This is a genomic window from Marmoricola sp. RAF53, assembly GCF_052114005.1.
GTDB lineage: Bacteria > Actinomycetota > Actinomycetes > Propionibacteriales > Nocardioidaceae > Marmoricola.
In genome coordinates, this window is sequence record NZ_JBFRDX010000023.1 from 1 (window position 1) to 23,333 (window position 23,333).

At 71.4% G+C, this 23,333-nt stretch carries 20 protein-coding genes and 1 tRNA gene; 7 read left to right on the forward strand and 14 right to left on the reverse strand.

Annotated features, from left to right (window positions below):
* Window positions 1–257: 257 nt before the first annotated feature.
* The 5 genes from AB4Y76_RS17180 to AB4Y76_RS17200 form a co-directional block, all read right to left on the reverse strand.
* Window positions 258–2,291: a S8 family serine peptidase gene (locus AB4Y76_RS17180; protein WP_441927470.1), complete on the reverse strand. Its 2,034-nt coding sequence runs from the start codon at window positions 2,289–2,291 to the stop codon at window positions 258–260.
* Window positions 2,288–4,078, reverse strand: a complete 1,791-nt coding sequence (locus tag AB4Y76_RS17185; RefSeq protein ID WP_441927472.1) for a DUF6895 family protein — start codon at window positions 4,076–4,078, stop codon at window positions 2,288–2,290. The genes AB4Y76_RS17180 and AB4Y76_RS17185 overlap by 4 nt, the downstream gene beginning before the upstream one ends.
* 2 nt (window positions 4,079–4,080) lie before the next feature.
* Window positions 4,081–4,296 (reverse strand): hypothetical protein, encoded by a 216-nt coding sequence (locus AB4Y76_RS17190; RefSeq protein WP_441927474.1) that lies wholly within the window; start codon window positions 4,294–4,296, stop codon window positions 4,081–4,083.
* Between the two features lie 15 nt (window positions 4,297–4,311).
* Window positions 4,312–4,536, reverse strand: coding sequence for a hypothetical protein (locus tag AB4Y76_RS17195; protein ID WP_441927476.1), 225 nt, complete (start codon window positions 4,534–4,536; stop codon window positions 4,312–4,314).
* Between the two features lie 105 nt (window positions 4,537–4,641).
* Entirely contained in the window at window positions 4,642–6,585 is a 1,944-nt protein-coding gene (locus AB4Y76_RS17200) for a DHA2 family efflux MFS transporter permease subunit (protein ID WP_441927478.1), read from the reverse strand.
* Window positions 6,586–6,730: 145 nt separating this feature from the next.
* On the opposite strand from AB4Y76_RS17200, the gene AB4Y76_RS17205 reads away from it, so the two are divergent.
* The 3 genes from AB4Y76_RS17205 (at window position 6,731) to AB4Y76_RS17215 (ending at window position 9,448) form a co-directional block, all read left to right on the forward strand.
* On the forward strand, window positions 6,731–7,297 hold the full coding sequence (locus AB4Y76_RS17205) for a TetR/AcrR family transcriptional regulator (protein ID WP_441927480.1): 567 nt from the start codon (window positions 6,731–6,733) through the stop codon (window positions 7,295–7,297).
* Between the two features lie 36 nt (window positions 7,298–7,333).
* Window positions 7,334–8,911 (forward strand): Na+/H+ antiporter, encoded by a 1,578-nt coding sequence (locus AB4Y76_RS17210; RefSeq protein WP_441927482.1) that lies wholly within the window; start codon window positions 7,334–7,336, stop codon window positions 8,909–8,911.
* A 189-nt stretch (window positions 8,912–9,100) separates the two neighbouring features.
* Entirely contained in the window at window positions 9,101–9,448 is a 348-nt protein-coding gene (locus AB4Y76_RS17215; protein ID WP_441927483.1) for a hypothetical protein, read from the forward strand.
* Here the strand turns inward: AB4Y76_RS17215 and AB4Y76_RS17220 are convergent, their stop codons facing one another.
* From AB4Y76_RS17220 to AB4Y76_RS17240, 5 genes are all read right to left on the reverse strand, one after another.
* The gene (locus AB4Y76_RS17220; RefSeq protein ID WP_441927485.1) at window positions 9,449–10,297 is read right to left on the reverse strand and encodes a GNAT family N-acetyltransferase; all 849 of its coding nucleotides are present in this window, start codon (window positions 10,295–10,297) and stop codon (window positions 9,449–9,451) included. It lies immediately after the preceding gene.
* Window positions 10,298–10,309: 12 nt separating this feature from the next.
* On the reverse strand, window positions 10,310–11,158 hold the full coding sequence (locus AB4Y76_RS17225) for an SCO6745 family protein (RefSeq protein ID WP_441927487.1): 849 nt from the start codon (window positions 11,156–11,158) through the stop codon (window positions 10,310–10,312).
* A gap of 115 nt (window positions 11,159–11,273) precedes the next feature.
* The gene (locus AB4Y76_RS17230) at window positions 11,274–12,581 is read right to left on the reverse strand and encodes a lanthionine synthetase LanC family protein (RefSeq protein WP_441927489.1); all 1,308 of its coding nucleotides are present in this window, start codon (window positions 12,579–12,581) and stop codon (window positions 11,274–11,276) included.
* Window positions 12,582–12,620: 39 nt separating this feature from the next.
* A complete protein-coding gene (locus tag AB4Y76_RS17235; protein ID WP_441927491.1) occupies window positions 12,621–13,676 on the reverse strand; it encodes a WxL protein peptidoglycan domain-containing protein in 1,056 nt (351 codons plus the stop codon).
* A 90-nt stretch (window positions 13,677–13,766) separates the two neighbouring features.
* Entirely contained in the window at window positions 13,767–15,950 is a 2,184-nt protein-coding gene (locus tag AB4Y76_RS17240) for a fibronectin type III domain-containing protein (protein ID WP_441927493.1), read from the reverse strand.
* A 214-nt stretch (window positions 15,951–16,164) separates the two neighbouring features.
* Between AB4Y76_RS17240 and AB4Y76_RS17245 the strand changes: the two genes are divergently transcribed.
* Window positions 16,165–16,914 carry a hypothetical protein gene (locus tag AB4Y76_RS17245; protein ID WP_441927495.1) on the forward strand — a complete coding sequence of 250 codons (750 nt, stop codon included), beginning with the start codon at window positions 16,165–16,167 and terminating at the stop codon, window positions 16,912–16,914.
* A gap of 21 nt (window positions 16,915–16,935) precedes the next feature.
* Here the strand turns inward: AB4Y76_RS17245 and AB4Y76_RS17250 are convergent, their stop codons facing one another.
* The 3 genes from AB4Y76_RS17250 to AB4Y76_RS17260 all read right to left on the reverse strand — a co-directional run bounded on the left by AB4Y76_RS17250 (window position 16,936) and on the right by AB4Y76_RS17260 (window position 20,591).
* Entirely contained in the window at window positions 16,936–18,144 is a 1,209-nt protein-coding gene (locus AB4Y76_RS17250; RefSeq protein ID WP_441927497.1) for a HupE/UreJ family protein, read from the reverse strand.
* Between the two features lie 102 nt (window positions 18,145–18,246).
* Window positions 18,247–19,032, reverse strand: coding sequence for an alpha/beta fold hydrolase (locus tag AB4Y76_RS17255; RefSeq protein ID WP_441927499.1), 786 nt, complete (start codon window positions 19,030–19,032; stop codon window positions 18,247–18,249).
* Between the two features lie 98 nt (window positions 19,033–19,130).
* Window positions 19,131–20,591: an MFS transporter gene (locus tag AB4Y76_RS17260; protein WP_441927501.1), complete on the reverse strand. Its 1,461-nt coding sequence runs from the start codon at window positions 20,589–20,591 to the stop codon at window positions 19,131–19,133.
* Between the two features lie 132 nt (window positions 20,592–20,723).
* On the opposite strand from AB4Y76_RS17260, the gene AB4Y76_RS17265 reads away from it, so the two are divergent.
* On the forward strand, window positions 20,724–20,903 hold the full coding sequence (locus tag AB4Y76_RS17265) for a hypothetical protein (RefSeq protein WP_441927503.1): 180 nt from the start codon (window positions 20,724–20,726) through the stop codon (window positions 20,901–20,903).
* Window positions 20,904–20,960: 57 nt separating this feature from the next.
* Here the strand turns inward: AB4Y76_RS17265 and AB4Y76_RS17270 are convergent.
* Window positions 20,961–21,037 (reverse strand) — tRNA-Phe (locus AB4Y76_RS17270).
* A 133-nt stretch (window positions 21,038–21,170) separates the two neighbouring features.
* Here AB4Y76_RS17270 and AB4Y76_RS17275 point away from each other — a divergent pair.
* Together AB4Y76_RS17275 and AB4Y76_RS17280 are read left to right on the forward strand one after the other, a co-directional pair.
* The gene (locus tag AB4Y76_RS17275) at window positions 21,171–21,947 is read left to right on the forward strand and encodes an SDR family oxidoreductase (protein ID WP_441927505.1); all 777 of its coding nucleotides are present in this window, start codon (window positions 21,171–21,173) and stop codon (window positions 21,945–21,947) included.
* Window positions 21,944–23,332, forward strand: a complete 1,389-nt coding sequence (locus tag AB4Y76_RS17280) for a cytochrome P450 (protein WP_441927507.1) — start codon at window positions 21,944–21,946, stop codon at window positions 23,330–23,332. Before AB4Y76_RS17275 ends, AB4Y76_RS17280 begins: the two co-directional genes overlap by 4 nt.
* Window position 23,333 lies beyond the last annotated feature (1 nt).

A 23,333-nucleotide genomic window follows, 5' to 3' on the forward strand; every position in this document is an offset into this window, starting at 1 on the left:
GCGACACGCTGCTGCGCACCGAGAAGCGAACCAACCCTGGGGAGGTGAGGGTCAAGCGATCCCAGGCGCCCCAGCGACGTCCTAGAGTGCAAACGAGTGTCACGGATCAACCGAAGTAGATCTGTCACCCCTCAACCGAAGTACTTCAGGCGGCTCGGTGTGAAGGCCCCTGACCTGCGGGAACGCAGGGCGGGGGCCTTCGTCGTTCGTCGCTGGATCGACCATCAGACCGGATTCAACGGGCCGTCAGGCCGGATTCAACCGGGGTCCCCGCTGACCGGGACGGGGTCGGTACGCCGGAGCGTCCGGCCCGCGGAAGGGGTGACCGTCCCGCCGGGCGCGAGGGCCCCGGAGACCACGACGGCGAAGCCCTGCTTCGGATTGCCGACGTTGACCTCGGTGCCGACCACCTCGACGACCCACTCCCCGGTCTCCGCCGGGGCCACCAGGATCACTTCGGTGGAGTTGAGCCGGTCGGCCGATCCGCCGGGCGGGGTGCGGCCCGCGGCGACGGTGTTGCCGAGGAACGCCTTCCCCGAGGGTGAGGTGAGCCGCAGGTCGAGGTCGTTGACGACGCTGTTGTCCGAGCCGACCGCGCCCGGTGGTTCGGACCAGGTCAGGGACACCGCCAACCGGCCCGGTTCTTCCAACCCGAACGTGACCCGGCAGGTGTCGGTGGTCGCCAGGCCGTTCTCGTGGCGGACGTCGAGCAGCAGGCGCGGCGTCCGCTGGCCCAGTGCGGCCGACGGATCGACCAGGCCCCACCCCCGCGCGAGGCTGGGGGTCCGGGTGTCGGCGCCGGCGATCGCGGAGTCGACCGCGATCGCGCGCAGCATCGCTCCGGTCACCGCGAAGGCATCCGCCGGGTGCGGTTCCCCGTCGCGCTGGCGGCCCTCGGTGAGCTGCTGGCGCACCAGGGTGAGCACGCCGGCGACCCAGGGGGTGGCTCGGCTGCTGGAGCAGCGGACGTTGCCGTTCCCGGTGCCGCACGCGGTGCCGACCGTCGCGGAGACGACCCCGCAGCCGATGCCGAGGACGTCGGGCTTGCGCCGGCCGTCGGCCGTCGGGCCCGGGTTCCCGTCCTTCACGGCGTCCTCGGTCCCGCCGCCCAGCTCCACGGCACTGACGCAGATCGCGTTCTTCGCGGTGCCGGGCGGACCCTGCTCCTCGCCGTCGTTGCCGCTCGACCCGAGGACGACGTGGTCCTCGTGGGTCCAGGCGAAGCGGTCCAGGTCGGCCGAGCGCTGGTCGTAGGCGGCCGGGTTCCCGGCTCCCTGCGGGGCCGAGTGCCAGCTGTTGCTGTGCACGAAGGCGCCGGCGTCCGCCGCGGCGGAGAGCTCGGCGAGCAGCGAGCTGGTCGCGTCGATGTCGTTCTTGTTGCCGCACGCCAGCCGGGCTCCGTAGGCGACGCCACGGAACTCGTTCTTGCCCGGGTGGTCGCCCTGGTCGCCCGCCAGGATCCCGCTGGTGAAGGTCGCGTGCTTGCCGGCCGGGCTGTTCGCCACGTTGCGCAGCTGCACGACCTTGCGGTGCCCCGGCCCCGGTACGGCGTACGCGGGGTCGGCGAAGAAGCAGTGCGCGATGTCCAGGGGACCGTTGTCGATGACGCCGATGATCTGGCCCGCACCGTCGAGGCCGAGCCGGTCGGCCACCTCGATCCGGCTGGTGCTCGGCGGGTCGGACGGGGCGTCCTGGTCGCCGCCGGCCGCACCGCCGTCGTCGATGGTCGGCGGTACCGCTTCGACCCAGCGGACACCGTCGATCTCGGCGATCCGGGCCGCCACCCCCGACCTGATCAGCAGCCGGAGGACGAAGGCGCCGCCGAGGCCGCGGTCGTCGAGGGTGCCGATGACCCGGTCCGCAGGCACGAACGAGCGGATCTGCGCGACCACGTCGTCGGCGAGCGCGGCGAAGATGACGACGTCGACCGGTGCGGGGTCCTCCGGGTCGTTGGACTCGTGGGCGGCGTTCAGCTCGGCCGAGAGCTTCAGGTCGCCGCCCATCAGGCTGACCGCGCGCACCCGGTCGTCACGGCGCAACCGGGAGGCGACGGCCGGAGACAAGGACTCGATGTAGCTGCGCGGCGGCACGTAGTCGGTGAGCCGGACGCCGTACTCGGTGCGCAGCTCGGTGATCGCGGCCTGGTCCAGCCGGGCCACGAACTGGACGATCCAGGCCGGTCGGCGTTCGGGGTCGATCGGGTCGTTCTTGCCCAGCTGCTTGTCCTGCTCGACGAGCGGGTCGACCACGTGGCCGCCCAGGGACACCTTGTTGCCCGCCGGCCCGGTCATGCCGGCACCTCCGGTCGGGCTTCGGCACCGACCGGCGCCCAGCCGAACATGCGGTAACCGGTCTCCAGCTCCGCCAGGGTCCACCACACCGTCAGTGCGAGCGGCAGCCGGACGTCGGCGTCGACGTCGATCCCGTCCGCGCCGTCCGGCGTGACGAACCCGTAGCCGCCGTCGACCGCCTGCTGCGCCCGCAGGAAGGTGGTCACCGCACGCACCCGGGCGTCGTCCAGCGGCCGGATCGCGTGCGCCGCGCGGACCAGGGCGCAGCCGGTGATCAGGTCACGGCGGCGGAGCGTGTCGACGCCGAGCGCCTCGAGCCGTCGTGCGCCGAGCGCGTCGGCCTCGGTCAGGTCCGCCGGAGCCGCCGTCCCGTACGCCGTGCACCCGCCGGCCAGCTCCGCGGTGACGGTGAGGTCGTCGCCGGCGGCGACCGACGCCCACACCTGGTCCAGCGTCGGGAGCGGCGGCGGATCGGCCAGTCCCAGTCGGGCGAGGACGACGTGCTTCTCGAGCCAGGACAGGTCGGCCGCGTCGCCCGACGGGGTCGCGGTGACGACCTGCCGGATCGCCTCGACGAAGCCGGAGATCGCGGGCACGGCGACGCCGCGGTCGCGCAGAATCCCGAAGGCCGTCAACGTCTGGGTCGCCGGCACCTCGGCCAGCTGGTCGGGGGTCCGGACCGATGCGCTGATCCGGTCGACCAGGTGGTCCAGCGGTGCCGGGAGGTCCGGTCCGCGGGCCCCGAGGAGGGTGTGTCCGATGAGCGCGCTGAGCAGGACTCGCGGTTCGCGCCCCGGACCGACCGCTCCCACGAGCCTGCCCAGCCAGGCGGTGTCGGTCGCGATCTCGTCCTGGTCGCCGACCGGGGCGGCCGGCGGCGGGAACACGTCGTCGTCGCGTCGTTGCCGGGCGGTCGAGGCGAAGGCCAGCACGAGCGTGGTGTGGTAGCGGGCGTCGAAGCGCTTCCGGCCTTCCTCCAGCGCGTCGGCCGCCGAGCCCGCGGGCACCTCGACCGCGATCACGGATCCGTCGGCGTGCTGGGCTCCGGTGAACGCGCGCCAGCCGGCCTCGTAGATGCCGTCACGAGGAAGGACGAGGATGTCCCAGCACATCAGGAGCTCCCCGACGAGGTCCCAGTGCCGTTCCCGCCCGAAGCGGACCAGCGCGTCGGAGAGCACCTGCCGGAGGCCGTCGTACTCGGCGGCGAGCTCGTTCGCGTCGCGTTCACCGAGGGTGTAGCCGAACATGATGTCGTGGGTCAGCTCGTACGCCGTCGTCCTGGTCATGAAGAGCGCGTCGGGCCGGCGGAACAGCAACGACTGCGCGGTGAGCTCGCCGAGGTCGGGCAGGGCGTGCCGGAAGCCGCCCCAGTCGAGCACGGTCCGCTCGATCATGTAGTGGTGCGGCAGCCGTTCGGCCTGGTCGATCAGTCCGGTGTCGATCGCGCGCTGGACGGCGGCTTCGTGCGCCTGGTCAGGACGGCCGGCCAACCGCAGGAGGGCGCACATCCCGGCTTTCAGCACGAGCTGGTTGCGATTGTTGATCGGTCCTTCCCGCAGCGCGGACGACTCGGCCACGGCCACCAGCCGCTCGACGATCTCGGTGCTGCACGCGTCCAGGGGCAGCCCGTCCCGCAGGCGGTGGATCATCAGGGCGAGCAGCTCGAGCAGCGGTTTGCCCAGCGCGTCGTCGTCGAGCACGCCGGGCGGGGCGAACTCGTCCAGGTGCTCGGCGAGCCAGCGGAGCGCCGCCCGGTCGTGCTCGAGCGAGGTCCCGTCAGGTCCCACGGCTAGAGGGGGACCTCGCTGTGCCACAGCGCGTAGAACGAGGTGATCAGGAACGCGACGTCACCCGGGTCGTCCTCGGACTCGGCCTTCTTCTGCGCCTCGAGGACCAGCTTGCGCGCGAGCGCCTCGAGGTCGAACACGCTGTGCGCCGCCAGGGACGCCATCACGTCCTCGACCTTGGGGACTCCGGTGAACTGGTCGGAGGTCGGTCCAGCCATGATGTCTCCCCTTCCTCACTCGTCGACGGTGGCCTGGTGGCCGCCGGCGCAGATGAACCCTGACCAGATGACGATGTTGAGCTCGGGTGGATCGTCTTCCGCCTCCGCCTGCGCCTGGGCGCCCTTGACCACTTCTTTCGCCAGGGTCGGTAGGTCGAAGACACTGTGCTTGGCCAGCGCCACCATCACCTCCTCGAGGCTCGGTGTACTGGTCAGGTGAACCACGGTCGGTGTAGCCATGACGATCGCCAGCTTCCGAAAATGTCGTCCGATTCCTTGTAGCCACCGTTGCACGTGGGGCACGAGTTGTCTGTACGACAATTGGCGTAAGTAGCTGCCGGGGCGTCACTCCGGTGCGGGCCGGTTCGAGCTCCGCTCCACCTCGGCTCGCCACCACACGCCGTTCTCGATCCGCTCGAGCCGACGCAGGACCAGCTCGCCGCCCGCGAACACCTCGACCTCGGCACGGGTCAGCGGCCACGGCGGTCCCGACACCTCGGATCCGTCCTCGCGCGCGATCGCCAGGACCAGCAGGGTGCCTCCCGGCGCGACGAGCGCCGCGATGTTCTGCGCCGCGACCCGGTGCTGCGCCGGCGGCATCGACTGCACCGTCAGGCTCTCGACCACCAGGTCGAAGGCGCCCTGCCACTCCTCAGGAAGGTCGAGGACGTCGGCGACGGCGTACGTCACGGGGGTGTCCGGGTGCTTCCGGCGCGCCGCGGCGACAGCGGTGGGGGAGAAGTCGAACGCGGTGGTCCGGTATCCGCGCTCGGCGAGGAACTCGGCGTCGGCCCCGTAGCCGCACCCGACCACGAGCGCTTCGCGACCGTGTCCGGCCAGGTTCCGCGCGTCGGCCCACTCCACGAGCTGGGGACGAGCGGCGCCGTAGTCCCAGGGCGGTGTGGCGGCCCCGGACTCCGCGCCCGCGTAGATCGCCTCGAACATGCCCCACGGCTCGTCCGTCACCACTCGACAGTACCGAAGCAGCAGCGCGGTGCCGAGAGCTCCTCGGCACGAGGCGTTCGCGATCGAGGCGAGGATCGCCAGACCCAGTGCCCCGCCGACCTGCTGGGTGGTGTTGATCAGGCCCGACGCCAGGCCGGCCTCGTGCGGCTCGATCCCGGTGACCGCGGCGATCGTCACGGGGACGAAGGCGAAGCCGAGACCGACGCCGGCCAGGACGGAGGGGCCGAGGACGTCGACGAGGAACGTGCCGTCCGGGTTGATCTGGCTGAACCAGGCCAACGCGACCGCCACCAGGACCATGCCCATGATCAGCACGTTCTTGAAACCGATCCGGGTCACCAGCGCGCTGGCTCCGCCGGCGGACAGGATGATCGCGATCGCCAGCGGCAGGTAGGACACGCCGGCCTCGAGCGCGGAGAACCCGAGGACCTGCTGCAGGTACAGCGTGATCAGGAAGAACATCGAGAACAGCGACATCCCGATCAGGACGCCGACCGCGTTCGCGCCTCGCAACGTGCGCTTGCGGAAGATCGAGAACGGGACCAGCGGCTTCTTGGTGCGCAGCTCGATGACGACGAACGCCACCAGCAGGGCCGCGGCTGCCGCCAGTCGCCAGACGGTCTCGGCCGAGCTCCACCCGACGTTGATGGCGTCGACCATCGCGTAGACGAGCAGGGCGAGACCCGCGGACACGGTGATCGCACCGGGCAGGTCCAGGGTGCGGTCCTTCTCCTCGTCGGCGGTCGACTCGGCCAGCCGCTTCGGCGCTTGCCACACGATGAACGCGCCGATCGGGACGTTGACGAACAGCACCCACTCCCAGCCGGCCCACTCGGTGAGGATCCCGCCGAGCAGCACGCCGGCCGCGCCACCGGCACCCGCGACCGCACCCCAGATCCCGAGCGCCCGGTTGCGTTCCTGGCCCTCGGAGAAGGTGGTGGTGATGATCGACAGCGCGGCGGGCGACGCGATCGCGGCGCCGAGACCCTGCGCGGCCCGGGCGGTGATCAGCCACGTCTCGCTCTGCGCGAGCCCGCCGGCGAGGGAGGCCAGCGCGAAGAGCGCCATACCGAACATGAACACCCGGCGGCGGCCGTAGTAGTCGGCGAGACGACCGCCGAGCAGCAGGAACCCGCCGAAGGCGAGGGTGTAGGCGTTGACCACCCAGGACAGGTCGTTCTGGGAGAAGTCGAGCGCCTCGCCGATGGACGGAAGCGCGACGTTGACGATCGAGGCGTCGATCACGACCACGAACTGGGTCATGGCCAGCAGTGCGAGCGCGAGGTTCCGCGCCCGGGGAGTGCTGAGGTCGGGCTGGGACATGGAAACTCCTGAGAGAGGGTAAGTGGAACCGTAGTTCCTGTTCCACTTCGTCAAGATACGGAGCGCCGATTCCGCTTGTCAACGGAATAACGGAGGTACCATTCCGGATATCGCCGTCGGCGAGTACTCACCCAGAAGGATTGCCGTGACCACCGACATTCGCCCGCTGAGGGCCGACGCCCAGCGCAACCTCGAGCGCATCACCGCCTCGGCGCGGGCCCTGTTCGCCGAGCGCGGACCAGGCGTGCAGATGGAGGAGATCGCCGCTCACGCCGGCGTCGGCATCGGCACGCTGTACCGCCGCTTCCCCTCCAAGGAGGCGCTGGTGACCGAGCTCGTCCGCCAGCGGTTCCAGGAGTTCGGGGCCATCGCCGTCGCGTGCGAGCACCTCGAGAGCCCGTACGACGCGCTGGCCACGACGATGCGCCGGCACGCGGAGACGGTCGAGGACGACATCGCCTTCCAGCTCGCGATGATGAAGCTCAACGACTTCGCCTGGGAGGGCATCGAGGAGGACAAGGCCGCCCTCAACGCCGTCCTCTCCCGGATCATCGAACGCGCCCAGGCGGCCGGCGAGGTCCGTGACGACCTGCGGGTCGAGGACTACGGGATGATGATGTGCGGCGTCACCGCGACCATGCACTTCATGAGCGAGAGCCACGAGTGGCGCCGCCACCTCGACCTGATGCTGGCCGGCCTGAAGCCGGCCTGAGCCCGCTCTGAAGCCGGTCTGGGACAAGATGAGTCCGTGTTCGGACTCGAGATGGTCGTCCTGCTCGGGGTCGCCCTGGTCGCCTGCGGCGCGCTCGCGCGCCGCTACCCGATCGCGCCGGCCGTCCTGCTCGTGCTGGTCGGGGTGCTGGTGGGGTTCGCGCCCCACCTCCGGCACGTCCAGCTGCCGCCGGAGGTCGTGCTGCTCCTCTTCCTGCCACCGCTGCTGTACTGGGAGAGCCTGACCACCTCGTTGCGGGAGATCCGCAACAACCTCCGGGTCGTTGTCCTGACCAGCACCCTGCTGGTCTTCGCCACCGCCGCCGCGGTCGCCGCCACCGCGCACTGGCTCGGACTCGCGTGGGGGCCGGCGTGGGTCCTCGGCGCCGCCCTGGCGCCCACCGACGCCACCGCGGTCGGCGTCCTCGCCCGCGACCTGCCGCGCCGTACGGTGACCGTGCTCCGTGCCGAGAGCCTGATCAACGACGCCACCGCCCTCGTCATCTACGGTCTCGCCGTGGGGGTGACGGTCGGGGAGGAGCACCTCACCGGCTGGCACGTGACCTGGCTCCTGGTGCTGGCGTACGGCGGCGGCGCGCTGGCCGGCGCCCTGATCGGGCTGGTCAGCTGGCAGGTCCGCGGCCGGATGGACGACCCGATGCTGGAGGCCATCACGATGCTGGTGACCCCGTTCGCCGCCTTCCTGCTCGCGGAGGTCGTGCACGGGTCCGGGGTGCTGGCCGTCGTGGTGTGCGGGCTGTTCATGAGCCAGGTGGCGCCCCGCATCACCGGGGCGGTCACGCGACAGATCGTGATCCCGTTCTGGGCGCTGTCCACGACGGTGCTCAGCAGTGCGCTGTTCGTGCTGGTCGGGATCTCGGCCCAATCCGCGTTCCGCGAGCTGAGCAGCACCTCCGTGCTGCGAGCGCTCGTCGACGTCGTCGCGGTCACGGCCGTGGTGATCGGGGTGCGGTGGGCGTGGCTCTACACCACGCCGTACCTGATCCGGCTCCTCGATCGCCGCCCGGCCCAGCGGTTGCGCCGGATCCCGGCCCGGCAGCGCGCGGTCAGCGCGGTGGCCGGGTTCCGGGGAGCCGTGTCGCTCGCGGCCGTGCTCGCCGTCCCGCACACGGTGGACTCCGGGGCCCCGTTCCCCGGGCGGGACCTGATCGTGCTGATCGCGTGCGGCGTGATCCTGCTGACCCTGCTCCAGGCACTCCTGCTGCCGGCGGTGGTGCGGTTCGCCCGGCTGCCGGCCGACACCTCGGTCGACGACGAGGTCCAGTACGCCGACGAGTACACCCTCGACGCGGCGATCGAGGCGCTCCAGACCACGGCCGGCGAGCTCGGCGTCGACGAGCCGGTGGTCGAGCGGGTGCGTCGCGAGCTCGACAAGCAGCGCAGGTTGGTGGCGGCTGCCGGCGCCGAGGGGGACCCGGCGGTCCAGCACGACGACCAGTACACCAGCCTCCTGGTCGCTCTCATCGGCAGGCGGCGCCAGGCGCTCCTGGAGCTGCGTGACGCGCAGCGCATCGACGACATCGCCCTGCGCCGGGTGCAGGCGCGTCTGGACGCCGAAGAGGTGCGGTTGCTGGGCGCGCACCCGTTCGAGTGAGGTGGCACGCATGACCGGACGATCCGAGGGGCGCGACCTGGCGCTGGCCACGTTCCTGGCCGTGGTCGGGATCGTCTCCTGGTTGCACTGGTCGATCACCGACCCGGGCTTCGACAGACCGAAGCCCAGTCGGACTGGGGTCACGTCCTGGCGTTCAGCGCCCTGCTCGTCGTCCTCATGGGCGGTGCCGTGGCCCTCGGACGCGCCCTCAGCAGTGCGGTCCCCGTCCGCCTGCTCACGGGTGCTTTGCTGATCGGCGCGGTCCTCGCCGCAGCGACCAACGTCGTCGAGGACGGCTTCGGGGTCGAGGAGGCGTTCGTCGTCTTCGCTCTGCTCACGGGGGTCCAGCTGGCGGCTCTGGTCGGCCTCGCCGTCGCCCTGGGTGTCGATGTCCGCGGGCCGCGACGGTTCCTGGCACTGGCGCCGCTGGCGAGCGCGATCGGGGTGATCCTCTACGTGAGGGCGGGCGGTCCGATCCTGCTCGGAACCTGGTGCCTGGCCGCCCTCTACCTGGTGGTGACGCGGCCGAGCCGGTGACTACTCGAGGTGCTGGACGAGGAGCGCCCGGCCGGCGCGATCGACGTAGGTCATCGTCAGGAGCGCCGTGTCCGCGACCCACTTCTCGATCCCGCTGGCGGCCAGGCCCTCGGACATCTCGACGTACGACGTCCGTCCGTCGGCGTGGAGCCGGAGATGCTCGAGAAAGGCGTCCCGGTCGCTCGTCCCGGCGATCCGCAGCACCGGGTGGTGCGCCGCCGAGACGACCCGGCCACCGGCCGCGTCGACGTACTCCGAGTGGCCGTCGGTGACGAACGAGTCGAAGCGGACGACCCCGATCTCCGCCAGGGCGCGCAGGTAGGCGGCCACGGAGTCGGCGCGTCCCAGCCGGGCGTGGATGTCGTCGATCTGGGACATCGTGAACACGGCTGCGGCGGGCAGCACGAAGACGAGCTCCTCGATGCCGTCGGCGGGCGCAGCCGCCCCTGCCTCCTGCACCGGATCGCGCCGGAACCCGCACTTCTCCAGGACGCGGATCGAGCCCGCGTTGTGCGCCGCGACCTGGGCGTGCAGCGGGCGGACCCGCACCTCGTCCACGAGCAGGGCGAGCGCTCGGGTCGCGACGCCGCGGCCCCAGAACTCGCGCCCGATCCAGTAGCCGAGCAGCTGCTGCCCGTCCTGCGGCCAGCTGCCGATGTAGCCCGCCACCCTGCCGTCGGCGACGACGGTGCGCGTCACCAAGGTCTCGTCGGCGCGGACCTTCGCCCAGTGCGCCGCGAACTGATCCCGGCCGCGGGCCGGGAAGGCTGCCATCTCGACCGCCAGAGGATCGGCCTGGTGGTCGAAGAACACCTCGAGGTCCTGGTCCTCGACAGCACGGAGACGCACGTCGGGTCGCACTCAGCCCACCTCCTCCGAGTTCGATCCCACGGCCCCGAGCCTCGCGGCGACCGGCTCGAGCAAGGAGATCAGCTCGGCCAGCTCGGCCGTCTCCAGCGCCTCGTACGGCGCCTCGGCCAGGGCGTCGGTCCTTTCCTCGATCCGGCCCTTGGTCGCACGTCCGGCGTCGGTGAAGCGGCCGGCCGCGTCCAGCAGATCGCGGTCGCGCAGGCCGGCCATCACCTCGGCCAGGTACGCCGCCGGCAGGTGGTGGATCCGGCCGAACGACTCCGCCGGGTGGATGCCCAGGTCGAGGGCGCTCAGCACGTGCGCCTCGATGCCGCCGATCCGCTCGGTGACCAGGGCGGCGATGTGGCCGTCGCCACGGTGCTCGCGGAGCATGTTGGCCGCGTGCCACAGCCGCGCCACGGGCTCCTCGGGCACCGGCAGCGCGCGCAGGGCGGCGTACATGACCCGTCCCTCGGTCGGGGCTCCGGTCGAGGCCGTGGCGAGGAGGTCGGCGGCGCGCGCCAGCTCGGGGGTCTCGACGGCGCCGGCGAGGATCCGCCGCAGCGCCTCCACGCAGCCCCGCTCGCGCGCGGCGTGGGCCGCCTCGGGCGTGGTCGTGTCCCAGACCTTCGGGACGTGCCGGGCCACCTCGCCGTCCGCGAAGTTGTAGAAGGCCGCGTGCACGACCTCGGCCGGGACCCGGCCGAGCGGCGCGGAGCGCCCCGCGAAGTACCCGTCCCAGTAGTTCGCGAACCCGAGGGCCGCCATCGCGTCGTTCGGCTCCGGCGAGAAGAAGTTCACCAGCGAGATCGGTTCGGTCAGCTCGAACATCCGGCGGGCGACGGGCTCTCGATGATTCATGTGCGCTCTCCTGTGGTCGTGGCGGCTCCCGCGCGGGCCGCCCTTCACTGCTACGACGAACGGAGCCGCCGCGCTACGACAATCCCTCCGCAGGTACCAGGACGATCTCGCGCCCTCACGCGGTCGCCCACCACGTGTCCATCCGCGCGACCGCGTCGGCGTCGCGGCCCTGCTCCAGCACGCGGGCGACGCGGAACAGGTACGCCGCGATGCCGGCTGCTCCTTGCATCCAGCCCACTCCGGGCGGCAGCAGCGGGTCGTCGTTCCGGTGCTCGACGAAACGCCAGTAGGCGAGGCCGTCGTCGTGCACCGCGCGGTCGACGATCGCGTCGGCGAGGGTGATCGCGAGGGCGAGGTCGTCGTCGTGACCGTGGCGCTGCCAGACGTCGAGGACCACGTCGCCGACGCCCGCGGTGCCGCAGCAGCGGCCGTCGTTGTCCCAGAAGCCCGGGTAGCGGCGCTCCGGGATGCCCGACACCCGCAGGGAGTGCAGGCAGGCGCGCTCCCACTCGTACGCCGACCGGCCGGCCACCTCGTCGGCCCCGGCGTGGTCGAGCGCGGCGAAGAGCAGCGACGTGCCGGCCGGGCCGTGGCACCAGCCGTAGGTGAACGTGTCGAGCCCGTCCTGGCCCGGGATCACGTGCGGCAGCCGGAGCCCGCCGTCCTCGGTGTCGCCGAGCGTGACGAGGTGCTCGGCGCCCAGCCGGGCGGCCTCGGCCAGGCCGGGTCGGTGCAGCGCGACTCCCGCCGCCGCCAGCGATCCGGCGATGCCGGCCAGTCCGTGCGACCAGTTCGGCATCTGGGCACCGGGTTCGCGCTGGAACCGCCGCGGGATGAAGTCCCAGTCGAGGCCCGCAGCGGTCTCGACCCGTTCGGCGAGGAGCATCATGCTCGCCAGGTCGGCCAGCTCCACCGCTCCCGGGACGGCGTCACGGGCCGCCCACAGTGCGCCGAGCAGCACGCCTGCGGTTCCGAGCGTCGCGTCGTTGCAGCGTGCTTCCGGCAGGGTGCGGTCGGGATCCAACCAGGACGGCTGCCATCCGTCGGGGGTCGCCAGCTCGTGCAGCCGGGCGACGGCGAGCTCGGCACCCGGAGCACCGAGCGCGGTCAGGACCCCGATGGTGCTGACCAGGCCGTCGAAGTAGTCGTACTCGGTGAGCTCCGGGATCCGGCGTACCGAGGTCGCGGCGATCCCCTCGGCCAGGGCCTGCTCGTCGGGCGTCAGGTCACGCGAGAGCCGGATCTCGGCGATCACGTGGGCGAGCCCGCCGATCCCGGAGTGCATGCCGAACGGGTAGTCGCCGGGCTCGCTCTGCGCCGGGTTCTCGGGGAGCCACAGGTCGTCCCCGTCGCGGCGTACCTGGGTGAGCACCCACTGCCACGACGCCTCGGCGAGCGAGCGGTACGCGTCGGGTTCGGGCACGTTCCGATGATGCCACCGGGGGCGGCTCCCCGGCGGGCGCTACCGCTGTGCCGTCTCCTGGAGCAGCGCTTCCTCGACCGCCGCGGCGACCTTCGCGTCGACCTTCGCCCTGCTGCGCCGGCGGGTGCGCTTCACCACGACGACGAGGAGCCAGGCGAGCAGCGCCAGCGCGACCAGGAAGCCGACCAGCAGGACGACCGACCACGCCGAGACGACCGCGCGGGACGACGTTTCGACCGGCTCCAGGGTGGAGGTGGACCCGGCCGCGTCGGTGACGAGCGGGGTGACCGTGACGGTCGCGGACACCCACAGCATCGCGCGGACGTCGTCCACGGAGGCCTTCGCCTGCCACGACTCGCCGGGCAGCAGGTTCGGGAGCCGGGCGAGGGTGACGGTCTGCGCCGAGAGCCCGAGCCCACCGGCGACCTTGACCTTCTGCAGGCCGCCGAGCGCGGTGTTGCCGGTGTTGCGCACCGTGTAGCGGACGGTGGCGTCGCCGGTCCCGAACGGGTTGTGGCCGTCGTAGTCGACCTTCAGGTCGTCGACCTCGAGCCGGGACCGCACCTCGCCGCTGACGTGGGACTCGATGCGCAGGCCGACGCGCCGGTGGACGACGGTGCCGGTGCCCGAGGCGTCGCGCTGGTCGAGCACGGTCACGATGCCGCCCAGGTGGTCACCGGGGGTCGCGTTCGACGGCACGGTCATGGTGAAGGGGATCTGGACCTGCTTGCCCGGGGCGATGGTGACGTGCGTGACCGCGGGCTTCACCCAGGCGCCGACGCCCTTCGAGGCCTTGTCGGGGGTGAGGACGTCGTAGCCGCCCGAGCCGGTGGTGAAGCCGTCGGCGGCGTAGACCTTCAGCGTGATCTTCCTGCGGCCCTCGTTGGCGATGTCGATGCCGTCCGTCACCTGCTCGCCCGGCTTGATCGTGTAGGTGAACTTCGGCCGGCCGGAGCCGTACTTGCTCAGCGCCGTGCGCACGGTCCACGAGACGGAGTCCGCGGATCCGTCCGCGTGCGCGGGGGCGGCGAGGGAGCCGAGGGTGAGGCCGGCGAGGACGAGGGCGGTCAGCGCCGCGAGGGATCTCTTGAGCATCAGGACTTTCGATTCACGAGGTACGGACGGACGGGTGGGGGCAGCGGTGCGGCTGCCCCCACCCGTACCGGGTCGAGTGGTGCGGCGAGGTCAGAGCAGCGTGTAGGTGATCTCGCCCCAGAAGTTGTGGGCCGCGTCAGCGCTGACCGAGACCGGGAACTTCAGGTTCAGGTCGGCGCCGACCTGGGCCGTGCCGGGGGCGTGACCGTTGGCGGCCGAGGCGAGCGTGCTGGAGCTGGCCAGGCCGTTCCCGCTGCCGTACCCGTTGGCCACCGAAGCCCCCGCGTTGGCGCCGCCGCCGGCGGCGACGATCCGCGGTGCCCAGCCGACGTACTTGCCGAGCAGCGTCGCGCTGCCGTCCTTGAAGTCGGACACCTGGGCGTTCAGCGACCACGACGTGTCCCCGAAGGTCCGCGAGTCCGTGATCGAGAGCGGGTCGATGGCGCCGGTGGCGGTGAAGTAGTTGCCGTGGCGCGCTGCCGTCCCGAGGTTGACCAGGTGGTTGCCGCCGTTGATGAACCAGCCGAGCGTGCCCGGGTTGGCCGGCGGGACGTCCAGGGCGATGAGCTGGCCGTCGCCCTGCGTGCCGTCCCACTTGGCGATGTTGACCGTGTCCTGCGCGGTACCGACCGGAGCCACGCCCGTGGTCGTCGTGTACTTGTCGGCGGTCGCGTTGGTCGGCTGCGCCGGGGCGCCGCTCGCGGGCTGGTTCCGGTTGAAGACGCCGTTGGCGTTGGTGTCCGCGAGGGTCGTCGTGGTCTGCGACGCACCGCACCAGCTGCCGACGTGCTGGGTCGTGTACTTGTTCGGGTAGTCGCACACGCCGGCGACGACGTTGGTCACCGTCAGCTTGTCGGCGGTGACGCCGACCTTCAGGTAGGTGCGGACGTAGTCCTGGTTCTCGACCGAGTTGGCCCAGTGCAGGGTGTGCTGGCCACCCGCGGACGGAGCGTTCGGCATGGTGCCGGCCGGGTACTTGCCGGCGTGGGTGGCGTCGCTCGTGCCCGGGACCGGCTCGGTCAGGTTGTAGTACTTCGAGCCGGACGCCGAGTTGGTGGTCACGTAGATGACGCCGCCCGGACCCGCGACGACGTTGTTCGCGCCCTGCGCCTCAGCGGCGTTCTGGCGGTCGGCGCCGGCGCCCTTGTTCTGCAGCACGTAGGAGCGCGAGTACGAGTGGTCGTGGCCCTGCAGCACCAGGTTGATGCCGAGCTCGGAGAACGACTGGGTGTAGGGCTGGCGACGCGCGACGGCGTCGGTGTCGTTGGCGTGCGACCCCGGCGAGTACAGCGCGTGGTGGTAGGACACGACGCGCCACTTGGCGCCGGGGTTGGCCTTGACCGCCTGGGTCACGAACGCCATGTGCGCCGGGTCCTTCACCGAGGACTGGGCGTTGGAGTTGACGACCACGAACAGCACGCCCTTGTAGACGTACCAGTAGTCGCCGCCGGCGGTCGTCTGCAGGTCGGAGGTGGTGACGTCGTTGTTCGGCAGCGAGAAGTGGTACTTGTAGCCGAGGTCCGAGGAGTCGTGGTTGCCGATCGCGGCGGCGAACGGCAGCGTCCGCAGCTGGTCCGGTGTGAACCAGGCGTCCCACTGCGACTCGACGTTCGCCGTCTCGATCTGGTCACCGGTGGAGGTGAGCAGCTCGAGCGGCAGGGCGTCGTCGGTCGCGTCGGCCTGCAGGACGTTCAGGGTGTCGGCCCAGCCGGCGGCGTCCTCCTTCAGGTCGGCCGAGGTCGACTGCGCGTTGTTGTTGGAGTCGGCGCCGAGCTGGGGGTCGCCGAACGCCGCGAACTCGAAGCCGCTCCCCAGGCCGAACGCGCCGGTCTTGAAGGTGTAGGTCTGCGAGGTGCTGCCGTCGGAGGCGAGGACCTGGTACGTGTACGCCGTGTTCGCCTCGAGGGTGTCGAGCAGCGCGCTGCCGCGGTACGGCGACCGGGCGATGTCGCCGCCCGAGGTGCCGGTGGTCGCGGTGACGGTGGCGGGGTAGCTCATCACGTCCTCGTCGAAGGCGCCCGCGTTCAGCTCCGCGGTCTTCTCCAGCTGGACGGTGGCGTCGGTCCCGGCGCTGGCGTACCAGGTGACGTAACGCTGCGTCTCGTTGGCGCCGACGCCGAGGACGAGGTCCTTCATGGTGACCGAGCCGGCGGCCTGCGCGGCCGGGGCGAGGACGCCGGTGGCGAGGACGCCCGCGCCGAGAGCCAGGGCTCCGGCGCCGGCCATCGCGCGACGGCGTACGGACTTCGGGGTCCGCGACGAACTGACGTTCATGGGTCGTTCCTTTGCGATGTCGGGGGAGGGTTGCGGCGTAAACCTCTCGGCCCCCGGTGACGTGCGGGTGAACGTGGTCAGTCAGTTCGGGTCGTCTCACGCGTACTCCTGGCTGCAGCGGAACCGAAGGCGCACTTCCAGGGTTTGAATAGGCCCGCCAGATGGCATTTCCCCTGCCCGCGCCCGCTCCGGGCTCAGTCGAAGGAGTCCGCTCTTGCGCACGTCGGTCCGTGGTTCCGTCCGTCGCACCGCCCTCACGGTCGTCGCCGCGACCGCTCTCGTCGCCGGGGTCGTGCTCCTCCTCGGCGCCCGCACCGACGGCTTGGACTGGAGCGAGCCGCACCAGGCCCCGCACGCCCAGGGCCGCCTGGACGCCGGCTTCCACGCCCCCGACGTCGACGGCTTCTACAGCAGCCAGGTGGTGGAGCCGGACCCGGAGACCTGGAACGACGTGCGTCCCTCCGGCGACTACCGGGTCCTGGTCCTGGTCGCGGGGAAGGACGCGCACACGCCGCAGGATCCGCAGGTCGCGGTCCTCGTCGACGCGGTCCGGAAGTGGGCGAAGACCGAGGACCGCGTCAAGCTCAAGCTCCGGTACCTCAGCGACCCGCACACGTTCATCCACGACCTCGACGGCGCCGCGAAGCGCGACCACGCGGACCTGATCGTGACCGCCGGCAACCGCCTGGTGGAGCCGGTCGCAGCGGTGTCGGCCAACTACGCGGGCGAGGACCCGCAGCAGTTCCTGGTGCTCGGTGCGGAGGTCGCCGAGCCGACGGCCAACATCGCGGCGACCGACTGGACCGGCTCCGCCTACCTCGGCGAGGGCCTCGACGAGTCCCTCTACTACGACCCGGCCGCCGTGACGGCACCGCGGGCGTACGCCGCACTGCGGGCCGGGGTCGCGGCCGTGCTCAGCGGCTACCGCAGCGTCATCGTGCGGATCCCGGCCGACCGATACTGACCGGTCAGACCCGGCACCCGCTCAGACGATGCGCTCGACGAACCAGAAGCCGCCCATCAGCGAGACTCCGGTCGCCAGGGCCGCGGTGCCCCAGAGGTAGAGCGTCCGGCTCTTCCGCCGCAGGAGGGCGAGCAGCGGGAACGCGGCCGCGATGATGCCGATCTGGACCGCCTCGATGCCCAGGTTGAATACCACCAGCGACCACAGCAGCTGCCACGAGAACGAGCTGGTGATCCCGAGGGCACCGGCGAAGCCGAGGCCGTGCACGAGCCCGAAGCAGAACACGATCGCGAGCCGGATCCAGCCGACGCGGTCCAGGCCGAGGAAGCCCTCGCCGCCCGGGTCGAGGTCGCTCGCGCGGCCACGACTCCGACCCAGCCGCCACAGGGTGAAGGCCGCGACCGCCGTGATCGAGAACGCGATCGTCGGCTCCACGATCCGCGCCGGCGGGCTGACCACGCCGAGGGCCGCGAGGATGAACGTCACCGAGTGGGCGACGGTGAAGCTCGTGGCCGCCAGGACGACCTCGCGCAGGCGCCGCGACCCCGCGATCAGCGCTACCAGGAACAGGATGTGGTCGAGGCCGGTGAGCAGGTGGTTCGCGCCGAGCCGGAAGAACTCCCAGAAGCGCTGGTACCAGGCCTGCTCGGTGGAGAACGACGCGTGCGCGTCGTCCAGCGCCGCCGAGCCGGACCGCCCGTCCACCTCGTAGGTCAGGACCGTCTTGGTCTGCTTCACGAAGCCTTCGGAGTCGGCGAACAGCGTCGACCGGATCACGTGCCCGTGGTCCGTCTCGTCCGCCTCCGGGCAGACGTAGTCGAACCGAACCGTCGCGTACGGCACGTCCTGGGTCTGGTTCAGCTCGGCCGAGACGTCCGGCTCCATCGTCGGCGTACAGGCCTTGCCGCCGCCGGTCCGCACCGTGAACCGCTGTCCCACGTAGCCCGTGATGGCGGCCGCGTGCTTCCGCACGGCCTCGACCATGGCCGGGTAGTCGCCGTCGTCCCAAGCCGGCTGGCCGTCCTGGTAGAAGCCGTCGTCGTGCTCCGCCGACGCGACGGACACCACCAGCAGGTCGTACTCGAGGCCGAGCCGGATCCGGACGTGGTTCGGCTGGTCGGACGTCACGTCGGCGTACACGACGGAGCTGAACCCGTGCGCGGAGGCGGGCGCACCGGTGAGGCCGACGAACCCGGCCAGGACGACGAGCAGCAGCAGACAGCGACGCACGGAGGCTCCTTCGGACGAAAACCGGAGGAACGTGTCAGGTGCAGGTGGACCGGAGACGAACGGCCCGTGTCGGCCGTGCGAGCGACGCCCCAAGGTACGGGGTCAGCCCGCCTTCGCCAGGGCGTCCGCGATGACGGCGGCGGTCTGCTGCGGAGCCTCGTCCGGGATGAGGAAGACCGCGCCGGGGAGGGTCACCAGGGTCACGTCGGGCGCCGCGGCGAGCGTCGCCCGCTCGGCGTCGGTGAGGCCGCCGTCGCCCTTCTTCTCCGCGTGGACCACCCAGGCCGGACTTCCGGACGCCGCGAGCTCGGCGGCGAAGTCGCGGTCGGAGCCGATGTAGTCGAGGTAGACGCTGCACACCCGGACGGCGTCGCCGGGCCGGTTCTGCTTGAGGTCCTCGATGAGCTCGCTCTTGTGCGGCTCCGGGATGTCGGCGGACTTCACCATCATCGGCATCAGCCGGAAGAGCGCCGCGAACGGCCAGCTGCCCAGCCGTTCCGACGTCCGTACGACGGCCCGGAAGAAGCCGGCCTCGTCCTCGGGCGTCAGGCTGATCCCGAGGAGGACGACCGGCCCCCGGAAGTGGCCCGCCAGCACCATGTCCAGGGCCACCGTCGCGCCGTGCGAGAAGCCGACGACCACGTCGCACCGCTGTTCCGCGGCCAGCTCCCCGGCCCGGCGCGACAGGGCCGGGACGGACACGTCCCCGGACACCGGGGCGCCCGCCATCCCGGGCAGCGTCGTGGCCACGAGGCGGACGCCGGCCAGCGCCGGTTCCGCCATCACCAGGTCGAAGGATCGTGCCGCGTTGGCTCCGCCCGGCAGGAGCAGCACCGACCGCTCCGCGTCCGGCGGTCCGGTGACCAGCAATTCCCAGGCCTCCCGCATGGCTACCTCCCGACCGTGGGTCGCGCCTCTCCGTCGACGGTAGGACGCGGCGCACCCCGCCGGAAGGCCGGAGCGGTGACGAGACGGTGACGCCTCCGTCAGTGCTCCTCGGTCGCCCTCGAGTCCGTGAGGGTCAGCGCTCCGGCCGCGGTCACCAGCCCGACCACCACGGCCAGCAGGCCGTAGATGATCCGCTCGCCGTGGAAGAACGACGTGACGAGCTCGCTGCTCCAGACGCCCTCCGGCAGCTGCGTGGTGACGAGCACGGCGATGAGGGTGCCGACGACCGCGGTGCCGACGCTGGTGCCGACCTCCTGGGCGGTGTCGTTGAGAGCGGCGCCGATCGAGGTGCGGTTGCTCGGCATCGCGTCGACGAGCGCGACGGCGCAGATCGTCATGACGGTGCGCAGGCCGATGGTCATCACGACCAGGCACACGGCGATGGCGGCGTACCCGTGGTCGACGGCCCACGACAACCCGAGCAGCGAGCCGCCGAGGCAGGCTGCCCCGACGAGGCAGGCGATCCGGTGGCCGTACCGCTTCGCGAGCCACTCCGACAGCGGGGTCGCGGCGAGCATGGTCACGATGATCGGGAGGTTCGCGAGGCCGGCCTTCACCGGGCTCCAGCCGTAGGCGTACTGGAAGTGCAGGATCAGCCCGAACATGACGCTGGCCATCGCGATCGAGGTCCCGATCTGCGCGATCGCGGCGCCACGGACGGTGCCGTTCGAGAACAGCCGCAGGTCGAGCATCGGCGCCGCCGTACGACGCTCGTGCCAGACGAACGCGGCACCGGCGGCGACCGCGCCCAGGATCGAGGCGACCGTGACGGGGGAGGCCCAGCCGTGCAGCACGCCGCTGGTCAGCGACCAGCAGGCGAGCCCGATGGTGGCGATGCTGAGGCCGGCGCCGGGCAGGTCGAGCGCATCGTGGGTGAGGCCGGCGGCGTCGTCGGCCGGGACCCCGAACCGGACGCCGAGGCAGGCGATCAGCGCGATCGGCGCGTTCACGAGCAGCAGCCACTCCCAGCGGACGTGCGCCAGCGCGGTGCCGCCGAGCAGCGGTCCGAGGACGAAGCCGGACATGCCGACGACGATCATCACGGTCATCGCGCGCATCCGGAGGTCCCTGTCCTCGAACAGCCGGAAGACGAGCGAGTTGGTGATCGGGGCCATCGCCGCGGCGGCGAGTCCCAGGGCCGCGCGCAGGGCGATGAGCTGGCCCGCGGAGCTCACGAAGACGACGGTCAGGCTCAGCAGGCCGAAGGCGGCGAGCCCGAGCAGCAGGACGCGCCGGCGCCCGAACCGGTCGGCGACCGACCCTGCCGTCAGCAGCAGGCCGCCGAAGGTCAGCGAGTAGGCACCGGTGACCCACTGCAGCGAGGTCGTGCCGCTGCCGAGGTCGCGGCCGATGGTCGGGAGAGCGATCGACAGCAGGGTGTTGTCGACCATTTCGACGAAGAACGCGAGGCAGAGCGCGGCGAGCGGTATCCACGCGGCGCGGAGCGACGGGTAGGTTCGTGCGGGACCGGTGGCGGGACTGACGGCGGTGGTGGTCATGGTGGCCTCCTCTCGGGCAGCGCCCGCGGGCCGGACGACGTACCGACGGTAGGAAGCGGCGCTTTCACGGCGGTTTCACGGCGGCTTCACGGCCGGATGCCCCTGCTGACGCAGCTGTGGCATCCTCGGGCCGTGAGCGACCGGGAGATCAAGGTGCCGATGCTGGTGGTGGCGGCACTGTGCGGGCTCGTGGCACTCGGTGGTGGCGTGCTGGTGTTCACCGACGGTGGCCAGGCGCTGGGTTTCGCCCTGCTCGGGTTCTTCGGCGCGGGCGCGTTCGTGCTCGGCCGCAAGGCTCTCGGTTTCGACTGACCTCGGCTCGCACGTCACGCGAAAACCCCCGCCGGGATCCGACGGGGGCTTCACGAGTGGTGGGCAGGGGCGGGGTCGAACCGCCGACCTTCCACTTTTCAGGCGGACGCTCGTACCAACTGAGCTACCTGCCCAACGAGCGAGAAGCATACAGGCCGGTGCCGGGGCGAACGAATCGGGCCGGAACCCTTGCGGGAGGGCAACCGGACCGTCTATAACTGGACACGTGTCCAATCAAGTGTCCAGACAGCCTCGGTGGAGTGGCCGATGAGCAAGTACGCCCAGCCCGACCGCCGCCCGGCAGTCGTCACCGGTGCCTCCTCGGGGATCGGCGCCGCGACCGCGCTCACCCTCGCCGCGGCCGGCTTCCCCGTCGCCCTCGGCGCCCGCCGCGTCGAGAAGTGCGAAGAGGTCGTCGCCCAGATCCGCGAGTCCGGCGGCGAGGCCGTCGCGCACCCGCTGGACGTCACCGACACCTCGTCGGTCGAGAAGTTCCGGGAGGCCGTCACCGCCGACCTCGGTGACGTCGAGGTGCTCGTCTCGAACGCCGGCCACGTCTCGCCCGGGATCATCCACGAGGTCAGCACCGAGCGGTTCGGCGAGGAGATCGACCTCAACCTGCTCGGCGCCCACCGCCTGGTGAGGGCGTTCGTCCCGGGAATGCTCGAGCGGCAGCGCGGCGACGTGCTGTTCGTGTCCTCCGACGTCGCCGTCCGGGCCCGCCCGTTCATGTCCTCCTACGCCGCCGGCAAGTGGGGCCTGGAGGGGATGGCGCACGCGATGCAGATGGAGCTCGAGGGCTCCGGCGTCCGCGTCTCGATCGTCCGCCCCGGCCCGACCTGGAGCGAGATGGGCACCGACTGGGAGGACGCGGCCGCCGCCGACGTGCTCACCGGCTGGATCAAGTTCGGCCTGGCCCGGCACTCGCACTTCCTCAAGCCCAAGGCCCTGGCCGACGCGATCACCACCGTCGTCAGCGCGCCCCGCGGCGTCCACCTGAACCTGATCGAAGTGAACCCCGAAGCACCAGTGGAGAAGCGATGACTGTGACCAGCACCGGCGTCGAGGGGATCCGCGAGGTCTCCCGCCGCTTCCCCGAGGACGCGCACGGCCACCTCGAGGACCTGCGCGACGACCCGATCGACCTGCTGCACCGCGTCCGCGCCGAGTGCGGCGACATCGGCCGCTTCAAGCTCGCCGACCGCGACGTCGTCCTGGTCACCGGGGCCGAGGCCAACGAGGCGTTCTTCCGCGCCCCCGACGAGATCCTGGACCAGGCGGCGGCGTACCCGTTCATGACGCCGATCTTCGGCAAGGGCGTCGTCTTCGACACCACCCCCGAGCAGCGCCAGGAAGCCCTGAAGAACCAGGCGCTCAAGGGCGAGATGATGCGCGGCCACGCCAGCACCATCGAGAACGAGATCAACCAGATGGTCGCCAAGTGGGGCGAGGAGGGCGAGATCGACCTGCTCGACTTCTTCGCCGAGCTGACCATCTACACGACCTCGGCCTGCCTGATCGGGATGCCGTTCCGCAACGAGCTCGACGACCGGTTCGCGCACCACTACCACGACCTCGAGCGCGGCACCGACGCGCTCGCGTACGTCGACCCGTACATGGAGGGCGTCGAGTCCTTCGAGATCCGCGACGCCGCCCGGATCGAGCTCGTCAAGCTGGTCCAGGCGATCATCGACAAGCGGCACGCGCGCGGCAAGGTCGCCCGCGAGGACCGCGACCTGCTGGACGTGCTGATCTCGCTGAAGAAGGAGGACGGCTCCGACCACTTCACCGCCGACGAGATCACCGGCATGTTCATCTCGATGATGTTCGCCGGGCACCACACGTCCTCGGGCACCGCGGCGTGGACGCTGATCGAGCTGCTCCGCAACCCCGACGTGATGGCCGAGATCGTCACCGAGCTCGACGACCTGTACGCCGACGGCCCCGAAGGCAAGGTGGAGGTGTCCTTCCAGGCGCTGCGGTCGATCCCGCAGCTGGAGGCCGCGCTCAAGGAGACGCTCCGCCTGCACCCTCCGCTGATCCTGCTGCTCCGGGTCGCCCAGGAGGACTACGAGATCGGCGGGCACGTGCTGCCGGCGGGCACCATGGTCGGCGCCAGCCCCCGGGTCTCGAACCGGATCGCGGAGGACTTCCCGGACCCGGACCGCTTCGACCCGAAGCGCTACCTCGACCCGAACCAGGCCGACCTGCAGAACCGCTGGACCTGGATCCCGTTCGGAGCCGGGAAGCACCGCTGCGTCGGCAACGCGTTCGCGATGATGCAGCTCAAGGCGATCTTCTCGGTGCTGCTGCGCGACTACACCTTCGAGATGACGCAGCCGTCGGAGACCTACCGCGACGACACCTCCAAGATGGTCATCCAGCTGGCCCGCCCGGCGACCGTCCGCTACCGCAGGCGCCAGAAGTGAA